The 17,618-nt window shown below is 36.3% G+C and carries 21 protein-coding genes and 1 tRNA gene; 7 read left to right on the top strand and 15 right to left on the bottom strand.

The window, feature by feature from the left end:
* Positions 1-27: 27 nt before the first annotated feature.
* The 11 genes from AWW83_RS02610 to AWW83_RS02660 all read right to left on the bottom strand — a co-directional run bounded on the left by AWW83_RS02610 (position 28) and on the right by AWW83_RS02660 (position 8,547).
* On the bottom strand, positions 28-825 hold the full coding sequence (locus AWW83_RS02610) for an enoyl-ACP reductase FabI (protein WP_092348026.1): 798 nt from the start codon (positions 823-825) through the stop codon (positions 28-30).
* Positions 826-889: 64 nt separating this feature from the next.
* Positions 890-1,330 (bottom strand): archease, encoded by a 441-nt coding sequence (locus tag AWW83_RS02615; protein WP_143713864.1) that lies wholly within the window; start codon positions 1,328-1,330, stop codon positions 890-892.
* On the bottom strand, positions 1,327-2,805 hold the full coding sequence (locus AWW83_RS02620; RefSeq protein WP_092348033.1) for a DUF92 domain-containing protein: 1,479 nt from the start codon (positions 2,803-2,805) through the stop codon (positions 1,327-1,329). The genes AWW83_RS02615 and AWW83_RS02620 overlap by 4 nt, the downstream gene beginning before the upstream one ends.
* A gap of 30 nt (positions 2,806-2,835) precedes the next feature.
* On the bottom strand, positions 2,836-3,591 hold the full coding sequence (locus AWW83_RS02625) for an energy transducer TonB family protein (protein ID WP_092348036.1): 756 nt from the start codon (positions 3,589-3,591) through the stop codon (positions 2,836-2,838).
* A gap of 3 nt (positions 3,592-3,594) precedes the next feature.
* Positions 3,595-3,993, bottom strand: a complete 399-nt coding sequence (locus tag AWW83_RS02630; protein ID WP_092348039.1) for an ExbD/TolR family protein — start codon at positions 3,991-3,993, stop codon at positions 3,595-3,597.
* Positions 3,990-4,631: a MotA/TolQ/ExbB proton channel family protein gene (locus AWW83_RS02635; protein ID WP_092348042.1), complete on the bottom strand. Its 642-nt coding sequence runs from the start codon at positions 4,629-4,631 to the stop codon at positions 3,990-3,992. Before AWW83_RS02635 ends, AWW83_RS02630 begins: the two co-directional genes overlap by 4 nt.
* A 28-nt stretch (positions 4,632-4,659) precedes the next feature.
* On the bottom strand, positions 4,660-5,862 hold the full coding sequence (locus tag AWW83_RS02640) for a small ribosomal subunit Rsm22 family protein (protein WP_143713865.1): 1,203 nt from the start codon (positions 5,860-5,862) through the stop codon (positions 4,660-4,662).
* 11 nt (positions 5,863-5,873) lie between these two features.
* Positions 5,874-6,422, bottom strand: coding sequence for a thioredoxin-dependent thiol peroxidase (bcp, locus tag AWW83_RS02645; protein WP_092348049.1), 549 nt, complete (start codon positions 6,420-6,422; stop codon positions 5,874-5,876).
* Between the two features lie 22 nt (positions 6,423-6,444).
* Positions 6,445-7,569: a DNA adenine methylase gene (locus AWW83_RS02650; RefSeq protein ID WP_234697228.1), complete on the bottom strand. Its 1,125-nt coding sequence runs from the start codon at positions 7,567-7,569 to the stop codon at positions 6,445-6,447.
* 7 nt (positions 7,570-7,576) lie between these two features.
* The gene (locus AWW83_RS02655; RefSeq protein ID WP_092348052.1) at positions 7,577-8,320 is read right to left on the bottom strand and encodes a hypothetical protein; all 744 of its coding nucleotides are present in this window, start codon (positions 8,318-8,320) and stop codon (positions 7,577-7,579) included.
* A 137-nt stretch (positions 8,321-8,457) separates the two neighbouring features.
* Positions 8,458-8,547: transfer RNA gene (locus AWW83_RS02660), tRNA-Ser, on the bottom strand.
* Between the two features lie 138 nt (positions 8,548-8,685).
* Here AWW83_RS02660 and AWW83_RS02665 point away from each other — a divergent pair.
* From AWW83_RS02665 to holA (AWW83_RS02690), 6 genes are read left to right on the top strand one after another with little or no spacing between them, the layout of a single operon-like run.
* Positions 8,686-9,372, top strand: a complete 687-nt coding sequence (locus AWW83_RS02665; RefSeq protein ID WP_143713866.1) for a hypothetical protein — start codon at positions 8,686-8,688, stop codon at positions 9,370-9,372.
* Positions 9,373-9,390: 18 nt separating this feature from the next.
* Entirely contained in the window at positions 9,391-10,203 is an 813-nt protein-coding gene (gene uppP, locus AWW83_RS02670) for an undecaprenyl-diphosphatase UppP (RefSeq protein WP_092348058.1), read from the top strand.
* A 55-nt stretch (positions 10,204-10,258) separates the two neighbouring features.
* On the top strand, positions 10,259-10,792 hold the full coding sequence (locus AWW83_RS02675) for a peptidylprolyl isomerase (RefSeq protein ID WP_420021876.1): 534 nt from the start codon (positions 10,259-10,261) through the stop codon (positions 10,790-10,792).
* A 20-nt stretch (positions 10,793-10,812) separates the two neighbouring features.
* The gene (locus tag AWW83_RS02680) at positions 10,813-12,249 is read left to right on the top strand and encodes an APC family permease (protein ID WP_092348134.1); all 1,437 of its coding nucleotides are present in this window, start codon (positions 10,813-10,815) and stop codon (positions 12,247-12,249) included.
* Positions 12,249-12,668, top strand: coding sequence for a DNA polymerase III subunit delta (gene holA / locus AWW83_RS02685; protein WP_159421084.1), 420 nt, complete (start codon positions 12,249-12,251; stop codon positions 12,666-12,668). Before AWW83_RS02680 ends, holA (AWW83_RS02685) begins: the two co-directional genes overlap by 1 nt.
* Positions 12,625-13,311, top strand: coding sequence for a DNA polymerase III subunit delta (holA, locus tag AWW83_RS02690; protein WP_092348067.1), 687 nt, complete (start codon positions 12,625-12,627; stop codon positions 13,309-13,311). The genes holA (AWW83_RS02685) and holA (AWW83_RS02690) overlap by 44 nt, the downstream gene beginning before the upstream one ends.
* Before the next feature lie 3 nt (positions 13,312-13,314).
* Here holA (AWW83_RS02690) and AWW83_RS02695 read toward each other — a convergent pair whose 3' ends face one another.
* The 4 genes from AWW83_RS02695 to folE are packed head-to-tail and all read right to left on the bottom strand — an operon-like array spanning position 13,315 to position 16,563.
* Positions 13,315-14,268 carry a D-2-hydroxyacid dehydrogenase gene (locus tag AWW83_RS02695; RefSeq protein WP_092348070.1) on the bottom strand — a complete coding sequence of 318 codons (954 nt, stop codon included), beginning with the start codon at positions 14,266-14,268 and terminating at the stop codon, positions 13,315-13,317.
* Positions 14,265-15,275: an NAD(P)/FAD-dependent oxidoreductase gene (locus tag AWW83_RS02700; RefSeq protein WP_092348073.1), complete on the bottom strand. Its 1,011-nt coding sequence runs from the start codon at positions 15,273-15,275 to the stop codon at positions 14,265-14,267. Before AWW83_RS02700 ends, AWW83_RS02695 begins: the two co-directional genes overlap by 4 nt.
* Positions 15,272-15,988: an SDR family oxidoreductase gene (locus tag AWW83_RS02705; RefSeq protein WP_092348076.1), complete on the bottom strand. Its 717-nt coding sequence runs from the start codon at positions 15,986-15,988 to the stop codon at positions 15,272-15,274. The genes AWW83_RS02700 and AWW83_RS02705 overlap by 4 nt, the downstream gene beginning before the upstream one ends.
* 23 nt (positions 15,989-16,011) lie before the next feature.
* Positions 16,012-16,563 carry a GTP cyclohydrolase I FolE gene (gene folE, locus AWW83_RS02710; RefSeq protein ID WP_234697231.1) on the bottom strand — a complete coding sequence of 184 codons (552 nt, stop codon included), beginning with the start codon at positions 16,561-16,563 and terminating at the stop codon, positions 16,012-16,014.
* 200 nt (positions 16,564-16,763) lie between these two features.
* On the opposite strand from folE, the gene AWW83_RS02715 reads away from it, so the two are divergent.
* Entirely contained in the window at positions 16,764-17,615 is an 852-nt protein-coding gene (locus AWW83_RS02715) for a prohibitin family protein (protein WP_092348088.1), read from the top strand.
* Positions 17,616-17,618: the final 3 nt, after the last annotated feature.

Raw genomic sequence — 17,618 nt, forward strand, 5'->3', positions numbered from 1 at the left:
CGGGCTTAAAAAGCCCGCCATTTAAAATTAACCCGCTATGAATTCACCACCGTCAACTCCTATGATATTGCCCGTAACCCACTGCATATCATCGTGGCTTAAATGAACAATTGCCTTTGCGACATCCTCCGGCGTTGTTAATCTACCTGATGGATTTCTTTTAAGTGAATATTCAATCATTTGCTCATTTCCCGGAATTTTTCTCAACGCTGGTGTATCCGTAACTCCAGCTCTTATTCCATTTACAGTTATACCATACTTCGCAAGTTCATAAGCAAGTTGTCTTATGTGTGATTCAAGAGCTGCTTTCGCTGCTGATACAGGTCCGTAATAAGCCCAAACACGAGTTGAACCCTCACTTGTCATCGCAAATATTCTTGTCCCTTTACCTATCAATTTTCTGTGAAACAAATCCTGAACCCAGTAAACCAAACTATGCGCCATAACATCAAGCGTCATATCCATTTGCTTTGGGGTCACTTGTTCTTCTGGATTCTCCGCAATATAAGGTCGCAGCGTCCCAAAGGCAAGTGAATGAAGCACAACTTTTATTATTGACGGCTCCTGTGCAAATCTCTTCTCAATTGCATCAAGCACTTCTTTCCTCTTCTCATGGTCAGCTGCATTTACATTGAAAAATTCAACTTCAACTCCGTTTTCCTTAATTTGACTTATTACCCTCTCAACATTTGGCATCGTAGCTGCTCGGTCAAGATGAACGCCGAAGATATTATAACCATTTTTTGAAAGTTCAATTGCAGTCGCAGCTCCAAATCCACTTGATGAGCCAAGTATCAATGCCCATTTTTTTAATTCCTGTGCCAATTCTCTCCCTTCGTTTTTGTTTTTGTTAAAGATAAAATCTTTTTAAAATTTTTTCAACTTCGTTTCAAATGTCAAGAACAAATTCCGCTCGCCAGATGCCGTTTTCATTGCGAAGGTCAAATCTGTAAAGCGTCACCGCTTTTACATCAATTCGCAAAGCGTGTTTCTCTCTATTTATTTCCTCCCCCCAGAGTTTAGCATTCAAACTTAAATTATCTATCTTCACTTCAAACTTTGAGAAAAGCAGAGATTGAGCATCTTTGAAATAAACTATCTCACTCAAAAAATCATAAAGCAACATATCAAGCGAGTTTGAACTCAAATTTATCTCTTTTTCAATCCGTGGCTCAACCGTTTTCGTATCAACCATAACCTCGCTCAAAGCAAGCGCAGAATCACAAAACAACTCTTCAATTGTATTAGCCCAAACTTCAACAGCAACATCTGCGATCGCTATATCTTCGTTAAATTTAAAAGGCATCATTTCAAATTTTTTTATTTTCAAATCACCATCAAAATTAATCCCGCAAATGCACCTGAACTTGTGCAGACGAAATTAACAAAATCATTATTCAACCATCTTTTACCACGGATTAATTCTGCAAAGCCATCACAATGTAATTTTTTCTCCGTTATCTTGCCACAAACTTTACACTTATACTGCGCCTGTAAAGTTGCACCAAGAAAACTATCAACGAAACTTCCAATTAAGCCAGCGACGACAACGATAAGAAGTTTAACAAGTTCCCATTTGATCCAAAATGTTGCGCTCGCAAAAATAACGATTGAGCCGATTATTCCACCAAAAGTTCCTTTAATTGAAACACCGCCCGATGTCCCTGGCTCAACTTGTTTTAAATTTGTTATCAACCTTGGTTTTGAAAGAAGCAAAGTTCCTATCTCCGTCGCCCATGTGTCAAATGTCGCCGATGAAACAGTCGCAAGATAAACATAATAAAAAATTTCGCTCGGATAAAAATGATAAATCAAAGCAACAACGCCAGCAATTCCACCATTTGCAAAAACCTGATAAATATCTCTCGTGCTTGATTTTTCAAAAATCAAATCAAATTTTTTTCTCCTTTCTTTCCCAATCTTTGAAATCAAACTTGACAAAACAAAAAACGCAAGAATTGGAACAGTCCATTTCCATCCACCAACTCCAAAAATTACAACCGCAAGCACAAATGTCCCAACAGAACCGTTAAGAGATAAAAATCTCAATTTGTAAGAAATCACCGCAATTAAAAAAGCAAGCAAAAAGGCAAATAAAAACTGATTTAGTTTATCAGCGATGACAAGTGCGTGAAGCATAAAAGCAGAAGCAAGCGGGACAAAAAGATTGTCAAATCCATATGAACCAAGCCCTTCAACAACTGCAACAAAAAGTGCTGTAAGAAATGAAATTAAAAAAATTTTATCAACCGAAAGATTCAAAACATCGCTCCACCATAATTTTGAAGCACTCATAAAAATCAAAGAGACGAAAACAATTAAAAACGAAGAAACGAACATCGCAACCGAGCCCTGAAGCGACTTCTTATCACCAGTGAGATTGTAAACTTTTGGACTCTTAACACTCGCCCCAACTATCGCAGCAACCGCATCACCTATGGCAAGTATAACCATTGAGATTGAAATCAAAGCAGGATAATTTCTCCAAAAAGAAATAACCAAAATCAAAAAAGCAAGCGGATAATAAACAGTTCCATATGTTTGCCTTGCGACAGAATCCATCCCTTTGAAAAGTTTTACCCTCAAACTCAAAAAATTAACAACGATAAAAAATATCGCAACCGCAATTACAGGAATTGAACTTGAAAAAATAAGTGGTGCAGGGAAAACCGCAACCCCAACAGAAATGTGAATTACCTTTCGTGTAACTTCGGGATCAAAGCGAAAAATTTTTCTCAAAATTTCAGAAACCCCAATAACTCCAAAAATTGAAAGCACGAGAAGAACCGCATAAACCCAATCCAATTTTACACCTCCGTTTTTGTTGAATTAAAATCATTCAACTCTAAAATTGAAAATTATCACCCCGCTTTGCTTAACATTTTCACTTATCGCATTAAACCTCCACGATTGCAACGCCTCAAACACAGAGCGTTCAAATTCTGGATTTGCTTTCTCAACTGGAAAAATTCTCTCAATTTTTCCATCTGGCAAAACAATAACTCTGAACTTAACAATTGCTGATTCTCTCACACCTTGCGGAAATCTTGGCATTTCACCGCTTACCTTAATGCGGTTTATCTTTCCCTCCCATTCAATCCTGTAAGAAAGCGTTGGAGAAGCGCCAACGCCAGAAAAATCTTTTTTCAACTCACCAATTCCGCTTTTACCCGAACCTGAAACTCCAACTTCTGGCTTTATCTCTTTTCCCAAACTTGCATCAAACCCAGTTTTCCCAGCACCGTAATTTGCTCCAAGAATATCTCCCTTCTTTTCAATTACATCAATTTTTTCGGCAAATTTTTGAGGCAAAATTTCCTCTTCTGTTATCGTAAATCTCGTCGGCAAATTTATCTTCGGCAAATTAACAGTTCTGACAGCGGTCGGTGATGTCTTCCCCGCTCCGAAACTTCCTCCTCCAGTTGATACCTTCTGAATTTGCTCTTCAATCGGCGGAACAAAAATAACCTCTGTGAACTTAACACTTTCCCCAACATCAATCGTAACTTTGTAAATCAGCATCAAAAGAAAAACGATAAAACAAATTATAGCGGTGTAAATTGCGGACTTTAATTGAATTCTTTCCTCCATTTTTCACTTAACCTGTGTTGCCACAACAAATCTCGTTAACCCAGATGATTTTGCAATATCCATAACATCAATCACTTCTTGAATTGGGACAATTTTATCCGCACGCAGAACAACAAGTTTATTTTTCTCATCCCGTGAAATCTCTTTCAACTTTTGAGACAAATTTTCCTTTGAAACTTTTTCATTGAAAACATAAATTTCCTTCTCCGCAGTCAAAGTGATGATGATATGCCTGTCGCTTACTTGCTCCTTTGTTTCCGAGAGCGGAAGTTGAATTCTTATCCCAGATTGAGTTATAAATGACGATGTCAAAAGGAAAAAAATTAACAACAAAAGAACTATATCAGTCAAAGAAGCAAATGTGAAAATCGTCAATGGTTTATTTCTCGTTTCAAATCTCATTTATCTGATTTCACCTGATTTTTGAATTCTTCCGAACTTAAAATATCAATGAATTCTGCCGTCGCAATTTCAATTTCGTGAACAAGGCGATTTATTTTCGTGACGAAATAGTTATAAAGACCGTATGCTGGAATTCCAACTATCAGACCATAAGCAGTTGTCAAAAGTGCTTCCCAAATTCCGCCAGCAAGATCAGAAGGTGAGACAATTCCACCGAGTGCTTGAATTGTCATAAAAGCGTTTATCATACCCGTCACCGTCCCGAGAAATCCAAGCAAAGGTGCAACGCCAGCAATCGTTGCAAGTATATTCAATCTCTTTTCAAGCCCAAAGACCTCGCTTCTCCCCGCCATTTCAATTGCTTCACGAACTTTTTCATCACCAAATCCAAGTTTCAAAATTCCCTGTTTGAAAATTCTTGAAATTGGAGTGTTATGCGTGTTGCAGTAATCAATAATTTCAGGAATGCTCCCAGATTTGACCAATCCTCTGATGCTGATTATAAATTCCTTAACATTTGCTTTTGCCCTCCGCAAAGTGAGAAATTTTTCAATCACAACATAAATCATCAATACAAGCGAAATCGTTATCAAATGCATTATCACGCCACCTTTAAGATAAAGATCAAGAAGTCGCATCTGAAATCTCGTTTAGTTTTTAAATCCTTCAACGAAAACTTTGTCCTTCATTTCCGAGAACTTTTTCAATTTGAGTATCTGGTTTAATTTTAATTTCTTTACCGCTTTTTTCAAAATTTTTCATCTCAATTATCTCGTATCTTTCTATTTCATCAAAAACTTCATTCTGCGGGGAATTAACTCTATCAAGTTTAACGCAGTGAAATCTACCGAGTTCATTGCAAAGATAACAATGCTTTTTCCCTTTTTCCACGATAAGTTGACTTACAACTCTGAAATAATCTTTGAAGTTTCTCTCCCCAACGATACAATCAATCAAATTAACATCACGCTTGCTTGCGACAATGTATGAAAATTTCAATGTCTTTCTGTAATTGCCAGAGACAAGGTCAATTTGTCTTATAAATTCAGGGCGTTTCCATTCAACTTCCGTATGACACCAGTCCTTTTCCGTTTCAAGGGCAGGACAGTTAAGATTTCGCAAACACGGAGAATAAATGTAAAATCCATGCTTCAACATTTTATCTCTAAAGTCAAGCAAGTCCCTTGATGTAATCATCAATGCTGGTTCAATCAAAATTACGAAGCCATCATCTTTTATCCCAGCGTTGATAAGCCGTAGAAGTTTATTTCTTTTCTCATATGCGACTTCGTTAAGCGTATTTGCAACAGTTATCAAGTCAAATCTTTTATGAAACATCTCAAACGCATGTTCAATATCAAAAATTGCTGGTTCAACGCTTATTTTAATCGTTTGACGATAATGATTTTTCAACTCGTTTAGGAAAATATCAAGATTATCCTGAAACTTTCTTATGTTTTGCTCAACTTTATCAAGGGCGACAAACTTAACTTCAACATTTTTGAAATATCTTATATTTTCGTGCATCCATATTATCGTTCCCATTACAACTGTTCCGAGTCCCGTGCCGATGTCAAGAATTTCAAATTTATTTTTCCCCTTGAAGAAACCAGAATAAGAAATTTCATTCAGTGGGACATGAACTTTTAAAAGATTTGTCGTCGTGAAATAAACAAGATATCCTTTTTGAACTTCCCCGTTGCTCAAATAGTCATAAAAAACAAATTCCTTGCGAAGGTTTTTTCGTGTAAAGTATTCAGACATTGCGGAGACAATTTCGGCAACCTTCTTGAGCTGGCGTGGCGAATTTAAATTTACATCCGAAACTTTTGCGAGAAAATTTTCATAAAATTTGGGTACCTCAAGCATAGCGATTAAATTCAAGCGGTAACTTTCTGTGATAACTCATCAAGCTTTTTTAAAACTTCTTCCGTATGTCCATCAACTTTAACTTTTCTAAATATATATGCGATGCGTCCGTTTTCATCAATTATAAATGTCGTTCTTTCTGTTCCCATAAACTTTTTTCCGTATAGATTTCTCTCTTTCCAAACACCATATTTTTCAAGAACTTTGTGCTTCTCATCGCTTAAAAGAGGGAAATTGAGGTTATATTTTTCTTTAAACTTTTTATGTGATTCAACGCTATCAGCACTTACACCTATGACAACAGCGCCTCTTTCAAGTATTTGATTTATGTTATCTCTAAATGAGCAAGCTTCTTTAGTGCAACCTGGTGTATCATCTTTCGGGTAGAAATAGAGAACAACTTTTTTACCGCGAAAATCTTTCAAAGAAACTTTTTCGCCTGTATCAGATGGCAATGTAAAATCTGGCGCTTTTTGACCAATTTTTAATTCAACTGATTTATCTTTTGATTTTGCGCTCGTCTTTTTTGTCCTGCTTGCCTTAACCTTTTTTGCACTCATTTTTACCCCTCAATTTTTGTTTTTATTTTTTCAATAAGAAAAGATACTCAATGTTTGGTTCATCTTTTTCTTTTATCCACTCGTTTGTCCATCTCATATAGGTCATTACATTTTTCTTGTAGTTTATTTTTTGAATTTCAAGTATCTTCGCATACTTTGCAAATGTTTCAACAAGTTCCTGAAATGGTACCCGTCCCATTGAACTATACGAAAAAACAATGTATTTCGCTTTTGTTTCAGAAATTAACTTTTCTATTGCTTCAAGCGCTATGAATTTTCCACTTTCGTTTTTGCGGAAGTCTTCAAACGGAGAATAACTAATTTTATCCGAACTATCCCATCTTCTCAAAGCCGAACCGAAAAGTTTTGGTTTGTCATTTTTTATAATGGTTGTCCAAATGTGGTAATATGCTTGATACCTAACCCTTGAAGGAGGCATTTTGTCATTGTTTGAACCATAAGGTGGATCATAGTAAGCAACATCGGCTTCAATAAACGGTAATAAATTAAAAATATCTTCTTGATAAACTTCGTGCTCGGCGTCGGTTATGATAAGGCTGGGGACTTTCAAAACCATTTCTTTGTAAGAGCGCGGTGCCCAATCTTTTAAATATGCAGAAAAATGCCCGATTGTATTATCAACCTTATCAAGAGCTAGAATTAAACTTGTGAGCAGGACACTTTTTTCAACCTCATCTACTGCTATTTTATCTATTTCTTCTCTTATTGCATCAAGTTTCATTGTATTATGAATTTGCCATGGTTTCTTCGCTTCGCCTTTTGATGGATCACCACCATAATGTTTAGAGAACCAACCAAACTTTGGTGGTAAATTGTTAAGATAATTAATCATCTCTTGATAGTATCCTTTATCCTTTTTATTCAAAAGATAACAAGTTGCAAATGTCTTTGACCAGACAGCAATATCGTTTGAGATAACTTTATAACCCATTTTCGCAAGTGCTTGTGAAACACGAGTTGTTCCCGAAAAACCATCAAAAACAACTTTGGGCTTTAAACGGTAGATAACGCGAAGAATATAAGGAATTATTTTTTCCTTTGAACCGATGTATTTTATACCTTCAGTTCTTATCCTGTCAAAATCAACTTCGCCGAACAACGTTCTATTTAATTCAAAATTTAGCAATTTGCTTTCAAGATAACTTTTTTAATTTTTCTATATCCTTAGCTAAAACTTTTATCGCTTTTTTATGTCCCTCACCTGATGTGACAAGAGCATACCTAAAGAGTCTAACAAGAACCTCATTATCCGAATATTCAATCCAACCACCTGTTAAACTTTCAAAATATCCTTCTGCATTCTTTGTATGCGTCCAAAATCCTCTCTGAAGTGCATTTGCATCTTTTCCACCATACCTAACTTCACATATGTATTCATCGCGCCTGTTGTAAAATTTAAAAACAGGATATTTTCTATTTTTACCTTCACCTTCAAGCTTAATTTTTTCCACCTCATTTTTCATTTTGTCAAAATCAAAAACCATAATGTTACATCTTTTGCCGACTTCATCATATACCAGCGGTAATATGTTAAGATTTTTAAGCACAGCAAAATTTTCGCTTTCAAGAATTTTTAAAATTTTATCATTTCCTATTAATACTTCCTTTCCAGCCATAAATTTTTGTAATGCGGGAAACATTTTAAAATTTTTATCGGTGGATAATTGAAGAGGTCCATGCCCATAAGCTTTTATGCTCACAAGGAAACTTTGCTTGCTGATTTCGTTTATAATTTTTATATCTTCCTCAAACTCTTTTGATCTATACTTTGATTTTCCGATATGCTCAGCTTTGTAATCATACATGTATTGATTGATAAATTCGGTAAGTGCTATTTCTGCAAGATCACCGTGGGTTTTATTTCCAATGAGTCGCATTGTAAATATATTACTCAAGGTTATTTTGACGAGATTGGGATTTTTTGAGATAAGTGTTTTCAAGCGGTGTAAAAATTCTTTATAATCATCCATCGGTATACATTTTTTCGTTATAAAGCTGGTTTAAAAAAATTTTGCGGAGAGGGAGGGATTCGAACCCTCGGTACCGCTTTTGGCGGTACAACCGCTTAGCAGGCGGCTCCCTTCGGCCACTCGGGCACCTCTCCGACTTTTCTATCGCTAATATACAAATAAATTCGTTGAAGTCAAAAAGTTCCCATCTCAACAAGGTTTGAAATTTGAAATCCAATTTTTTATCTTTACAACATCAAAAATGAATATCTAAATTTGCGGTGAAAAAATCTTTGATAAATTTGTTCGCTTTGCTTGTCATTCTCTCAAATGCTCAATCGCAAGATTTGAATTTAAAAAACAAAAAATATCTCTGCATATCCGCTGGAATTGGAGCTGATTATGTAAATGTTCCCGATGTTGTTGATTACATAACTTCAATTAGTGGCAAAAAAATTAACGAATTTGATGGAGCACTTGAACTTTGGATCTCGCCTGAATTAAAAATTGACAAAAACACATCCGTAAAACTTGAATATTCCTACATAACGAAACAATACAATGTTGAAGAAACATCAACAGGTGCTTCTTTAATCTATAATTTCACATATCAAATTCACTCCCCAACCCTTTCCATAGATCATCTCGTTTTTCAGGAAAAAGAAATTTACATCATAAAACTTGGTGCGGGCATTGGGTTTGTGAAAGGTTATTTCAAACAATTTCTTCCAATCTCGCTCAAAGAAATAAATTACACCTCAAATGGTGGAATTTTTAAACTTGAAGCAATTTTCTCATCACGGCTTGATGGAAAAGTTTATGTTCATCTCTCAACAGATTTAAAGTTGAGCTTGACGAGCGAAGCAAGAGATGAAGATGGAAATAAACTAATAATTCGCAAACCGTTTGGTGAGGATAGAAATTTGAGATTAAATTTCTTCGGACTTGCAATTCGTGCTGGGTTTAGTTATTATTTTTAAAACAAAATTTAAAACCTGATGAGTTATATTGAAAGCGTAATTCTGGCAATTTTACAAGGACTGACCGAATTTCTCCCGATAAGTAGTTCAGGTCATCTTGTGCTTGCGGAGCATCTTTTAGGGATTAAGAAAAGCGGAATTGATTTTGAAGTTTTTGTGCACTTCGGAACAATGTTAAGTGTAGTGTTAATTTTTTGGAAAGACATTTTTGAAATTTTACGCTCTTTCTTTACGAAAATTTTCCAAATTGGAAAGTTGAAAGATAACTTTCAAAATGATGCAAATTTTAAAACTGCAATTCTTATAATCTGGGCTTCAATACCTGCTGGGGTTGTGGGTGTTTTATTTGAAGAAAAAATTGAATCAGTGTTTCAAAGTCCAAAATTAACTTCTTTGTTTTTGATAATCACGGGAATAATTCTTTTCTCAACACGATTTACAAAAAATACACCTGAAAAAGATTTTAATTTTTCATCTTCATTTCTTATCGGCTTAGCTCAGGCATTTGCAATTCTTCCGGGAATATCAAGGTCGGGGACTACGATAAGCGCTGGAATGCTTGTTGGGATAAATGGTGTGAAAAGTGCGAGATTTTCCTTTCTCCTTTCGCTTCCTGCAATTTTCGGAGCAACTCTTTTGAAGACAAAAGAAATTATTGAATTTTCACTTTTTGATAAATTGCCTCAGCTTTTGCTTTCATCTTTAATTGCCTTTATAACCGGTTATGTTGCGATAAAATTTCTTTTGAAAATTATCTCCCGCGGTAATTTCTCAACGTTTGCATATTATTGCGCAATTGTTGGCTTGCTTGGTTTAATTTTTCTAAAATAAAATTTGTGGAGCAAAAATGAAGACATTATCAATTTTAATCAGCATATTACTTGCAATGCTCAATCCCCAGGGCAAGGAGAAAGAAAAAGAAGTTGTTGTAATTGAGACAAAATTTGGAAACATTGTGATTGAACTTTTTGAAGATGTCGCACCGAAACATTCTGAAAATTTCAAAAAGCTTGCACGTGAAGGATTTTACAACGGGACAACATTTCACAGAGTTATACCTGGTTTCGTCATTCAAGGTGGAGATCCACTTTCAAAAGACAACGACCGAAGCAACGATGGACGAGGCGGTCCGGGATACACGCTTCCAGCTGAAATAAAGATGCCCCACAAGAAAGGTTTCGTCGGAGCAGCTCGTCAACCCGACAGCGTAAATCCAGAGAAAAGATCAAACGGAAGTCAATTCTACATCTGCCTTGATGATCTACCTCATCTTGATAACAACTATACTGTCTTTGGACGTGTAATTGAAGGTATGGATGTTGTTGAGAAAATAGCACAAGTTCCGCGAGATAAAAGAGATAATCCAATTGAAAAAGTTGAGATGAAAAAAGTTTATGTCAAAAAGATTAAAGTCAAGTGAAAAACAAAAGTGGAGGAGTTATGACTCAAGTTGCTGAAGTTCAAAAGGAGGTTAAATTTGAAGCAAAGCTTGGTCTTTTTGATGCGACTATGATAGTTATGGGTTCAATGATTGGCTCGGGAATTTTCATCGCACCATCAATTATGGCTGGCTATATGCCTGTTCCTCAATTTTTGATTCTTCTTTGGATCATCGGTGGAATCTTAACCGCCTTTGGAGCTATTGCTTACGGTGAACTTGCAGGGATGATGCCAAAAGCTGGAGGACAATATGTTTTCCTTCGTGAAGCTTACAATCCTTTGCTTGGCTTTCTTTACGGATGGACTCTTTTCTTCGTGATTCAAAGTGGGTTTATCGCTGCTGTTGCAATTGCATTTGCAAAATATCTCGGAGTTTTCATACCTGCTCTTTCAGAAAATAATGTCATTTTGAGTTTAAATATATTCGGATGGAATTACACACTTAACAGCGCTCAAATAGTCGGAGTTATTGTCATAGCAGTTTTAACTTGCATAAATTGTTTTGGCGTTGTATTTGGGGCTCTTGTCCAAAATTTATTCACTGTTTCAAAAATTGCAGCTATCGCTTTGCTTGTGTTTGTTGCGTTTGCAATTGGAAATGGAAATTGGTCAAATTTCTTTGAAAGTTTTTCAATTGACAAGTTTCAACCGATTGCACCACCAGATGCTGTGTCAATGGGATTTTTAGCAGCGTTTGCAGTTGCGATGTCAAAAGCATTATTTGCGTATGATGCTTGGAACTCCGTGACCTTTGCTGCCGAAGAAGTCAAAAATCCACACAAAACAGTCCCTCGCTCGCTTGTTCTTGGCACAATCGGCGTTATGCTCGTTTATGTCCTCGCAAATCTTGCTTATCTTTACATAATTCCAATAAAAGAAATGGCTCTTATCCCCGACAACAGAGTTGCAGCAGCTGTTGCCGAAAAAATTTTCGGTGTGATTGGAGCTCAATTGATCGCAATTGCAATTATGATTTCAACTTTCGGATGTGATAACGGTATGATACTTGCAGCGCCAAGAGTTTATTATGCAATGGCAAAAGATGGCTTATTCTTCAAAGGTGCTGGAAAACTTCACCCAAAATATAAAACTCCCGTAAATTCGCTAATTCTTCAAGGAATATGGTCAAGTGTTTTAACTTTAAGCGGAACATATTCAGCACTTTTAACATACACTGCATTTACATCGCTTTTGTTTAATGTCTTAACAGTCATCGGTCTTTTTATTTTGAGAAAAAAATATCCAGAGCGTGAAAGACCATACAAAGCGTGGGGTTATCCGGTGATCCCGATTGTTTATATTTTAGTTGCGGTGTTTTTTATAATTTACATCATCGTTGGTGATCCGAAAAGCTCGGGGCTTGGGCTTTTGCTCGTGTTAATTGGAATCCCAGCTTACATTTACTGGTCAAAAACGAAAAATAATTCCTCACAATGATGGAGAAGGAAAAACTTGACTTTGACACACTGCGTCTTGCGGTAAAGCATAAAAAATTTTCGCCAGTTTATGTTTTCTACGGCAATGAAGAATTTTTAATTGAAGAATCAATCAAAGCGGTTGTTGAAAATGCGATTGAAGAAGGGTTGAAGGAATTTAATTTCAATGTCGTTTATGGAAGTGAAATTGATGTGCAAAATCTTGTCTCGCTTTTGCTTCTTCTTCCAGTGATGAGCCAGAAAAGGGTTGTCGTGATGCGAAACTCTGAGAAATTTTTGAACAAAATTTCAAGAACAAAAAAAGAAAAAGACGCCGAAATTTTCATAAACTATCTCAAAAAGCCAAATCCGGAAACGATTTTCATCATTGTTTTGAATGAGCCAGATTTTGAAAAAGAGATTTATAAAAAAAATTTTTGAACTTGCCATTGTTGTTGAACTCAAAGCACCGTATGACTGGCAAATTCCGAGCTGGATTGCAAAAAGAGTAAAAGAACGCGGAGAAACCCCGCCGTGGAAAGGTAAAGAGATAACAAGCGAAGCATGTAAACTTCTTCAAGCTTATGTTGGAAATTCACTTCGCGATCTTGACAACGAGATAACAAAACTTTTCATATTCACAGGTGATAAAAAGAAAATTGATGTTGAAGATGTAAAGCAAGCGGTGGGGCTATCGCGGACATTCACCGTCTTTGACCTTCAAAGAGCAATTGGAGAAAAAAATTTAAATCTTGCAATCACAATCGTTGAACGAATGCTTCAAGCGGGTGAATTCCCGCCGGTAATTCTGACGATGTTGACAAGATATTTCACAATGCTTTGGAAACTTAACGAACTGCGAAAAACTGAAAAAGACCCCAAAAAACTTGCACAATCTCTTCAACTAAGTCAGTTTCACATAAGGGAGTATCTCTATCAACTTGAAAAATTCAAAGAGAGCGAGATAAAAAATGCGTTCAAATTTTTAATTGAAGCCGATGAATTGATCAAGACAAGCCCCGTTGATGATAAAATTGTGTTAAGTCAGATGGTTTACAAAATCATAATGCAAAATTCAAACTAAACTTCAATATCCAGCGATTTTATCAACGACATTTATCATTTGCTTGCCATCAATGTATCTTTTAAAGTTTTCAATAAAAATGTTTGTCGGTTCTTCCCAGTAATTTGGGAAAAGACCGGCGATGTGAGGAGTTATCAAAACATTTTCCATTGTCCACAGAGGTGAATCTTGCGGAAGTGGTTCTTCTTCAAAAACATCAAGCCCGGCACCGCGAATTTTTCCATCTCTTAAAGCGTTTATCAAAGCTTTTTCATCAACAACCGCACCACGACCAATGTTGAAAAAGTATGGTTTCCTTTTCATCAGGTCAAATTCCTTCTCACCTATCAAATGATAAGTTTCATCAGTCAAAGGCAACACCGCAACTACAAAATCCGAATTCTCAAGCAAACGATGAAGTTCTTCTTTTGTCACAACTTCATCAACAAAATCAACATTTGTCTTTGTTCTTTTCATTCCGATGACATACATTCCAAATGCTTTTGAAACCCGCGCAATTTGTCTGCCTATGTTTCCAAGCCCGAGAATTCCAATTGTCTTACCGTTAAGAAGTTCAAATTCCTTTGCAACCTGTTTATCCCATCGCTTATGCTTTTGATTATCGTAAATTTTATCAAACTTTCTCGTCAAAGTTAAAATCATCCCGAACAAAAACTCGGTCATATGAAATTGATGAATTCCCTTTGAAGATGTGACGATTATATCGCTATTGACGATCTCTGGATAAAGTATCATATCAACACCTGCGTAACCAAGATGAATCCAGCGAAGATTTTTCGCATTCAAGATGTGTTTCCTTTCAAAATCTCCAAAAATTATTTCAACATCACCGATTACATCATCAATTTTGCTCTTTTCGGGATCAAAAATAATCTCTGCTTTATCTCCAATTTGAGAGACGACTTTTTCAAAGCGCGACAAACCAATTCGGTGAGTTATCAAAACTTTTTTCTTCATCCCGATTTAAACTTTTTTGGGACGAAATCACTGCTATGACCTGGGAAAAATTTTGACGCCGGGTCAATAAAATTCTTAGCGCAATTTACCGCAATCGCTGCTTCACCAAATCCAGTTGATATCAATTTTAATTTTCCCGGGTAATTGATTATATCACCAGCTGCATAAACCCCGGGTATGTTCGTCTCCATTTTTGAATTTACCTTTATTGCGTTCTTGTCAATTTCAAGTCCCCAGTTTTGTATAAATTCAAGATTTGCAAGAAAACCAAGACAGAGTATAATATGTTGAACATCAAGATAAGTTTCATCTCCGGTTCTGTTGTCAAAAATCGTCGCACCTTCAACATGCTCATCGCCGTGGACGCGTTTCAGCTCGTAAAATGTTTTAACTTCAACTGACGAATTAAAAAGTTTTTTCAAACTATCTTCGTGTGCTTTGAAGATATCACGCCTGTGGATTAAGGTTATATTTTTAGCTATGCCTTCAAGATTCAAAGCCCAATCAACCGCTGAATCTCCACCGCCGACGATAAGTATATTTTTGTCCTTAAAAATTGATTTATCCTTCACAATGTAATGGATTCCACGACCATCAAGTTTTTGGACATCCGGGATATCAAGTTTTCTCGGGACAAATGCACCGATTCCGAGTGTTAAGACAACAGTTTTTGAAAAATGGACATTGCCATTTTCAGATGTGAGTTTCAAAATTTTTTCATCTTCAATTCGTTCAAGTTTAATAATTTTCTCATTCAAGCAAATTTCTGGGTTATATTGAAGCGCTTGGGATATAAGATTTTGAGCGAGGTCTTTTGCAAGTATTTGAGGAAAGCCAGCGACATCATAAATATATTTTTCAGGATAAAGCGCCGTAAGTTGCCCACCAAGTTGCCCAAGAGCATCAATTAACTTCGCTCTCATATCTCTTAAACCAGCATAATAAGTAGCGTAAAGCCCAACAGGTCCTGCCCCAACAATTGTTATGTCAAATACTTCTTCTTTCATCTTGGATTTGTCGGTCTTAAAATTAAATGACTTAACATTGCCCTTTCGGGAAGTGTGGCGATTAAAAGCGCGGTTTGTGCGACATCTTCCGGTTTTAAAACTTTATCTCTTGAAGGTGGATTTGAACCAGCAACATTTGAGAAGTTGGTGTCAACCGAGCCAGGGCAAAGTGAAGCAACGCGTATGTTATACTCCCTAACTTCGTGCATTATTGATTCTGTAAAGCCATTTACAGCCCACTTCGTTGCGGAATAAACCGCCATATTTTTAACTCCAAGCGTCCCAGCAATGGAAGAAATGTTTATTATCACTCCAGAATTTTGCTTCATCATATAAGGCAAAACATATTTTGTGAAAAGAAAAACGCCACGGAAATTAACCGCAACCATACTGTCAAATTCCTCAGCAGTAAGCTCAACCACAGGTTTATAAATCCCAAATCCCGCATTATTCACAAGAATATCAATTCTGCCAAATTTATCCACTGTCTCTTGGACAACTTTTTTAACATCATCTTCTTTTGAAACATCACCTTTAAAAATCAAACATTCACCACCAGATGCTTCAATTTCAGATTTAAGTTTCTTCAAATCTTCTTCTGTTCTTGCAACTGCTGAAATTTTCGCTCCTTCTTTTGAAAATAAAAGTGCTATCGCCTTCCCAATTCCTCTACTTGCTCCTGTAACAATTGCAACTTTGTCTTTTAAAAGCATTTTCCAGCAAAATTTATTTTTGTTTAAGTTAAATCTTCACTGATTAAATGCATAAATTCATCTCTTGTTTTCGCATCCTCAACAAAAATTCCATGCATTGCGCTTGTGGTTGCAACCGAATTTTGTTTTTCAACCCCACGCATTATCATACAAAGATGTCTCGCTTCAATCACAACAGCAACTCCCTTCGGATTTAAATACTCATTCAATGTATCCGCAATTTGCTGTGTCAATCTCTCTTGAACTTGAAGACGTCTACTGAAAACCTCAACAATTCTCGGAATTTTGCTCAAACCAACGATTTTCCCGTTCGGAATGTATGCGATATGAACTTTTCCATAGAAAGGAAGCAGGTGATGTTCACACAAGCTAAAGAAATCAATGTTTTTAACTACGACCATTTCGTTGTATTTTTCATTGAAGACAGCACCGTTAAGAACTTTATCTATATCTTCACGATAACCTTTTGTAAGATATTGATACGCTTTTGCAACACGCATTGGGGTTTTTTTGAGTCCCTCTCGTTCTGGGTCTTCGCCAAGCTCTATCAAAAGTTCCTTTATCAAGTTAGCCATTTTTTCAAGGTTAGGTTGAACCTGAACAAGTTCTTCGTTATTCTTATTTTCTCCTGCCATTTTTTGACCTCCAAATTTTTTGTTTTTTAATTAAAACAAATGCAAATTTTTTCGTGTTTCAAGCGCAAAACTTTTTTCTCAATTTTGAAATTTATAAATTCTCTTGACAACTTAAAAACAAAATCAACGGGGTGATTGCTATGACACCAATAATCATCGCTTTGATAATTTCCGCCGGTATATCAATTTACGGCTCAATAACCGGAAAAACAAAACAAACAATTCCAATTTCAATAGCTGTCTTAATAATTGGACTCCTGTTTGCATCAATCGTCACAGTTCCAGCTGGTCATGTCGGTGTGCTAACATTATTTGGAAAAGTTGACCCTGAAGAATTGCCAGAAGGATTGCATTTGATAAATCCTCTAAAATCACTTCACATTATGTCAATAAGAACACAGGAGATATTTGAGCACGCAGATGTCCCGAGCAAAGAGGGATTAAGCGTTGGGCTTGAGGTTTCTCTTTTGTATCACATTGAGCCAACAATGGCAAGTGATATTTACAGAACGCTCGGAGAAAATTATGACGCCGTCCTAATTGTGCCAATGCTAAGGTCTGCGATAAGAAATGTAACCGTATATCACGAAGCGAAAGAGCTATATACATCTGGCAGAGAAGTCATAGCAGGGCAAATTTTTAATGAACTTGACAAAGCACTTAAATCAAGAGGTATAATCGTTGAGGCAGTGCTTTTGAGAAAAATTGTTCTCCCCGAGCAAGTTCAACAAGCAATTAACAATAAACTTGCAGCGGAACAGGAAGCTGAAAGAATGAAGTTTGTCATTTTGAAAGAAGAACAAGAAGCAAGAAGAAAAAGAATTGAAGCCCAAGGGATTGCGGATTTCCAGAACATAGTTCGTCAAGGAATTGATGAAAGATTGTTGAAGTGGAAGGCGCTTGAAACCGTGAACGAACTTGCAAAATCCCCAAACGCAAAGTTTATAATCTTGGGCGATAAATCTGGACTTCCGATAATTGTTCAACCATAATTA

The organism is Candidatus Chryseopegocella kryptomonas, from assembly GCF_001536065.1.
GTDB classification, from domain to species: Bacteria; Bacteroidota; Ignavibacteria; order Kryptoniales; family Kryptoniaceae; genus Kryptonium; species Kryptonium kryptomonas.

Coding starts and splice junctions, on each gene's coding strand:
- AWW83_RS02625 (WP_092348036.1), bottom strand. CDS start 3,591: ATGGAGGAAAGAATTCAATTAAAGTCCGCAATTTACACCGCTATAATT.
- AWW83_RS02630 (WP_092348039.1), bottom strand. CDS start 3,993: ATGAGATTTGAAACGAGAAATAAACCATTGACGATTTTCACATTTGCT.
- AWW83_RS02635 (WP_092348042.1), bottom strand. CDS start 4,631: ATGCGACTTCTTGATCTTTATCTTAAAGGTGGCGTGATAATGCATTTG.
- AWW83_RS02640 (WP_143713865.1), bottom strand. CDS start 5,862: ATGCTTGAGGTACCCAAATTTTATGAAAATTTTCTCGCAAAAGTTTCG.
- bcp (WP_092348049.1), bottom strand. CDS start 6,422: ATGAGTGCAAAAAAGGTTAAGGCAAGCAGGACAAAAAAGACGAGCGCA.
- AWW83_RS02655 (WP_092348052.1), bottom strand. CDS start 8,320: ATGCGACTCATTGGAAATAAAACCCACGGTGATCTTGCAGAAATAGCA.
- uppP (WP_092348058.1), top strand. CDS start 9,391: ATGAGTTATATTGAAAGCGTAATTCTGGCAATTTTACAAGGACTGACC.
- AWW83_RS02675 (WP_420021876.1), top strand. CDS start 10,259: ATGCTCAATCCCCAGGGCAAGGAGAAAGAAAAAGAAGTTGTTGTAATT.
- AWW83_RS02680 (WP_092348134.1), top strand. CDS start 10,813: ATGACTCAAGTTGCTGAAGTTCAAAAGGAGGTTAAATTTGAAGCAAAG.
- holA (WP_159421084.1), top strand. CDS start 12,249: ATGGAGAAGGAAAAACTTGACTTTGACACACTGCGTCTTGCGGTAAAG.
- holA (WP_092348067.1), top strand. CDS start 12,625: ATGAGCCAGATTTTGAAAAAGAGATTTATAAAAAAAATTTTTGAACTT.
- AWW83_RS02695 (WP_092348070.1), bottom strand. CDS start 14,268: ATGAAGAAAAAAGTTTTGATAACTCACCGAATTGGTTTGTCGCGCTTT.
- AWW83_RS02700 (WP_092348073.1), bottom strand. CDS start 15,275: ATGAAAGAAGAAGTATTTGACATAACAATTGTTGGGGCAGGACCTGTT.
- AWW83_RS02705 (WP_092348076.1), bottom strand. CDS start 15,988: ATGCTTTTAAAAGACAAAGTTGCAATTGTTACAGGAGCAAGTAGAGGA.
- folE (WP_234697231.1), bottom strand. CDS start 16,563: ATGGCTAACTTGATAAAGGAACTTTTGATAGAGCTTGGCGAAGACCCA.
- AWW83_RS02715 (WP_092348088.1), top strand. CDS start 16,764: ATGACACCAATAATCATCGCTTTGATAATTTCCGCCGGTATATCAATT.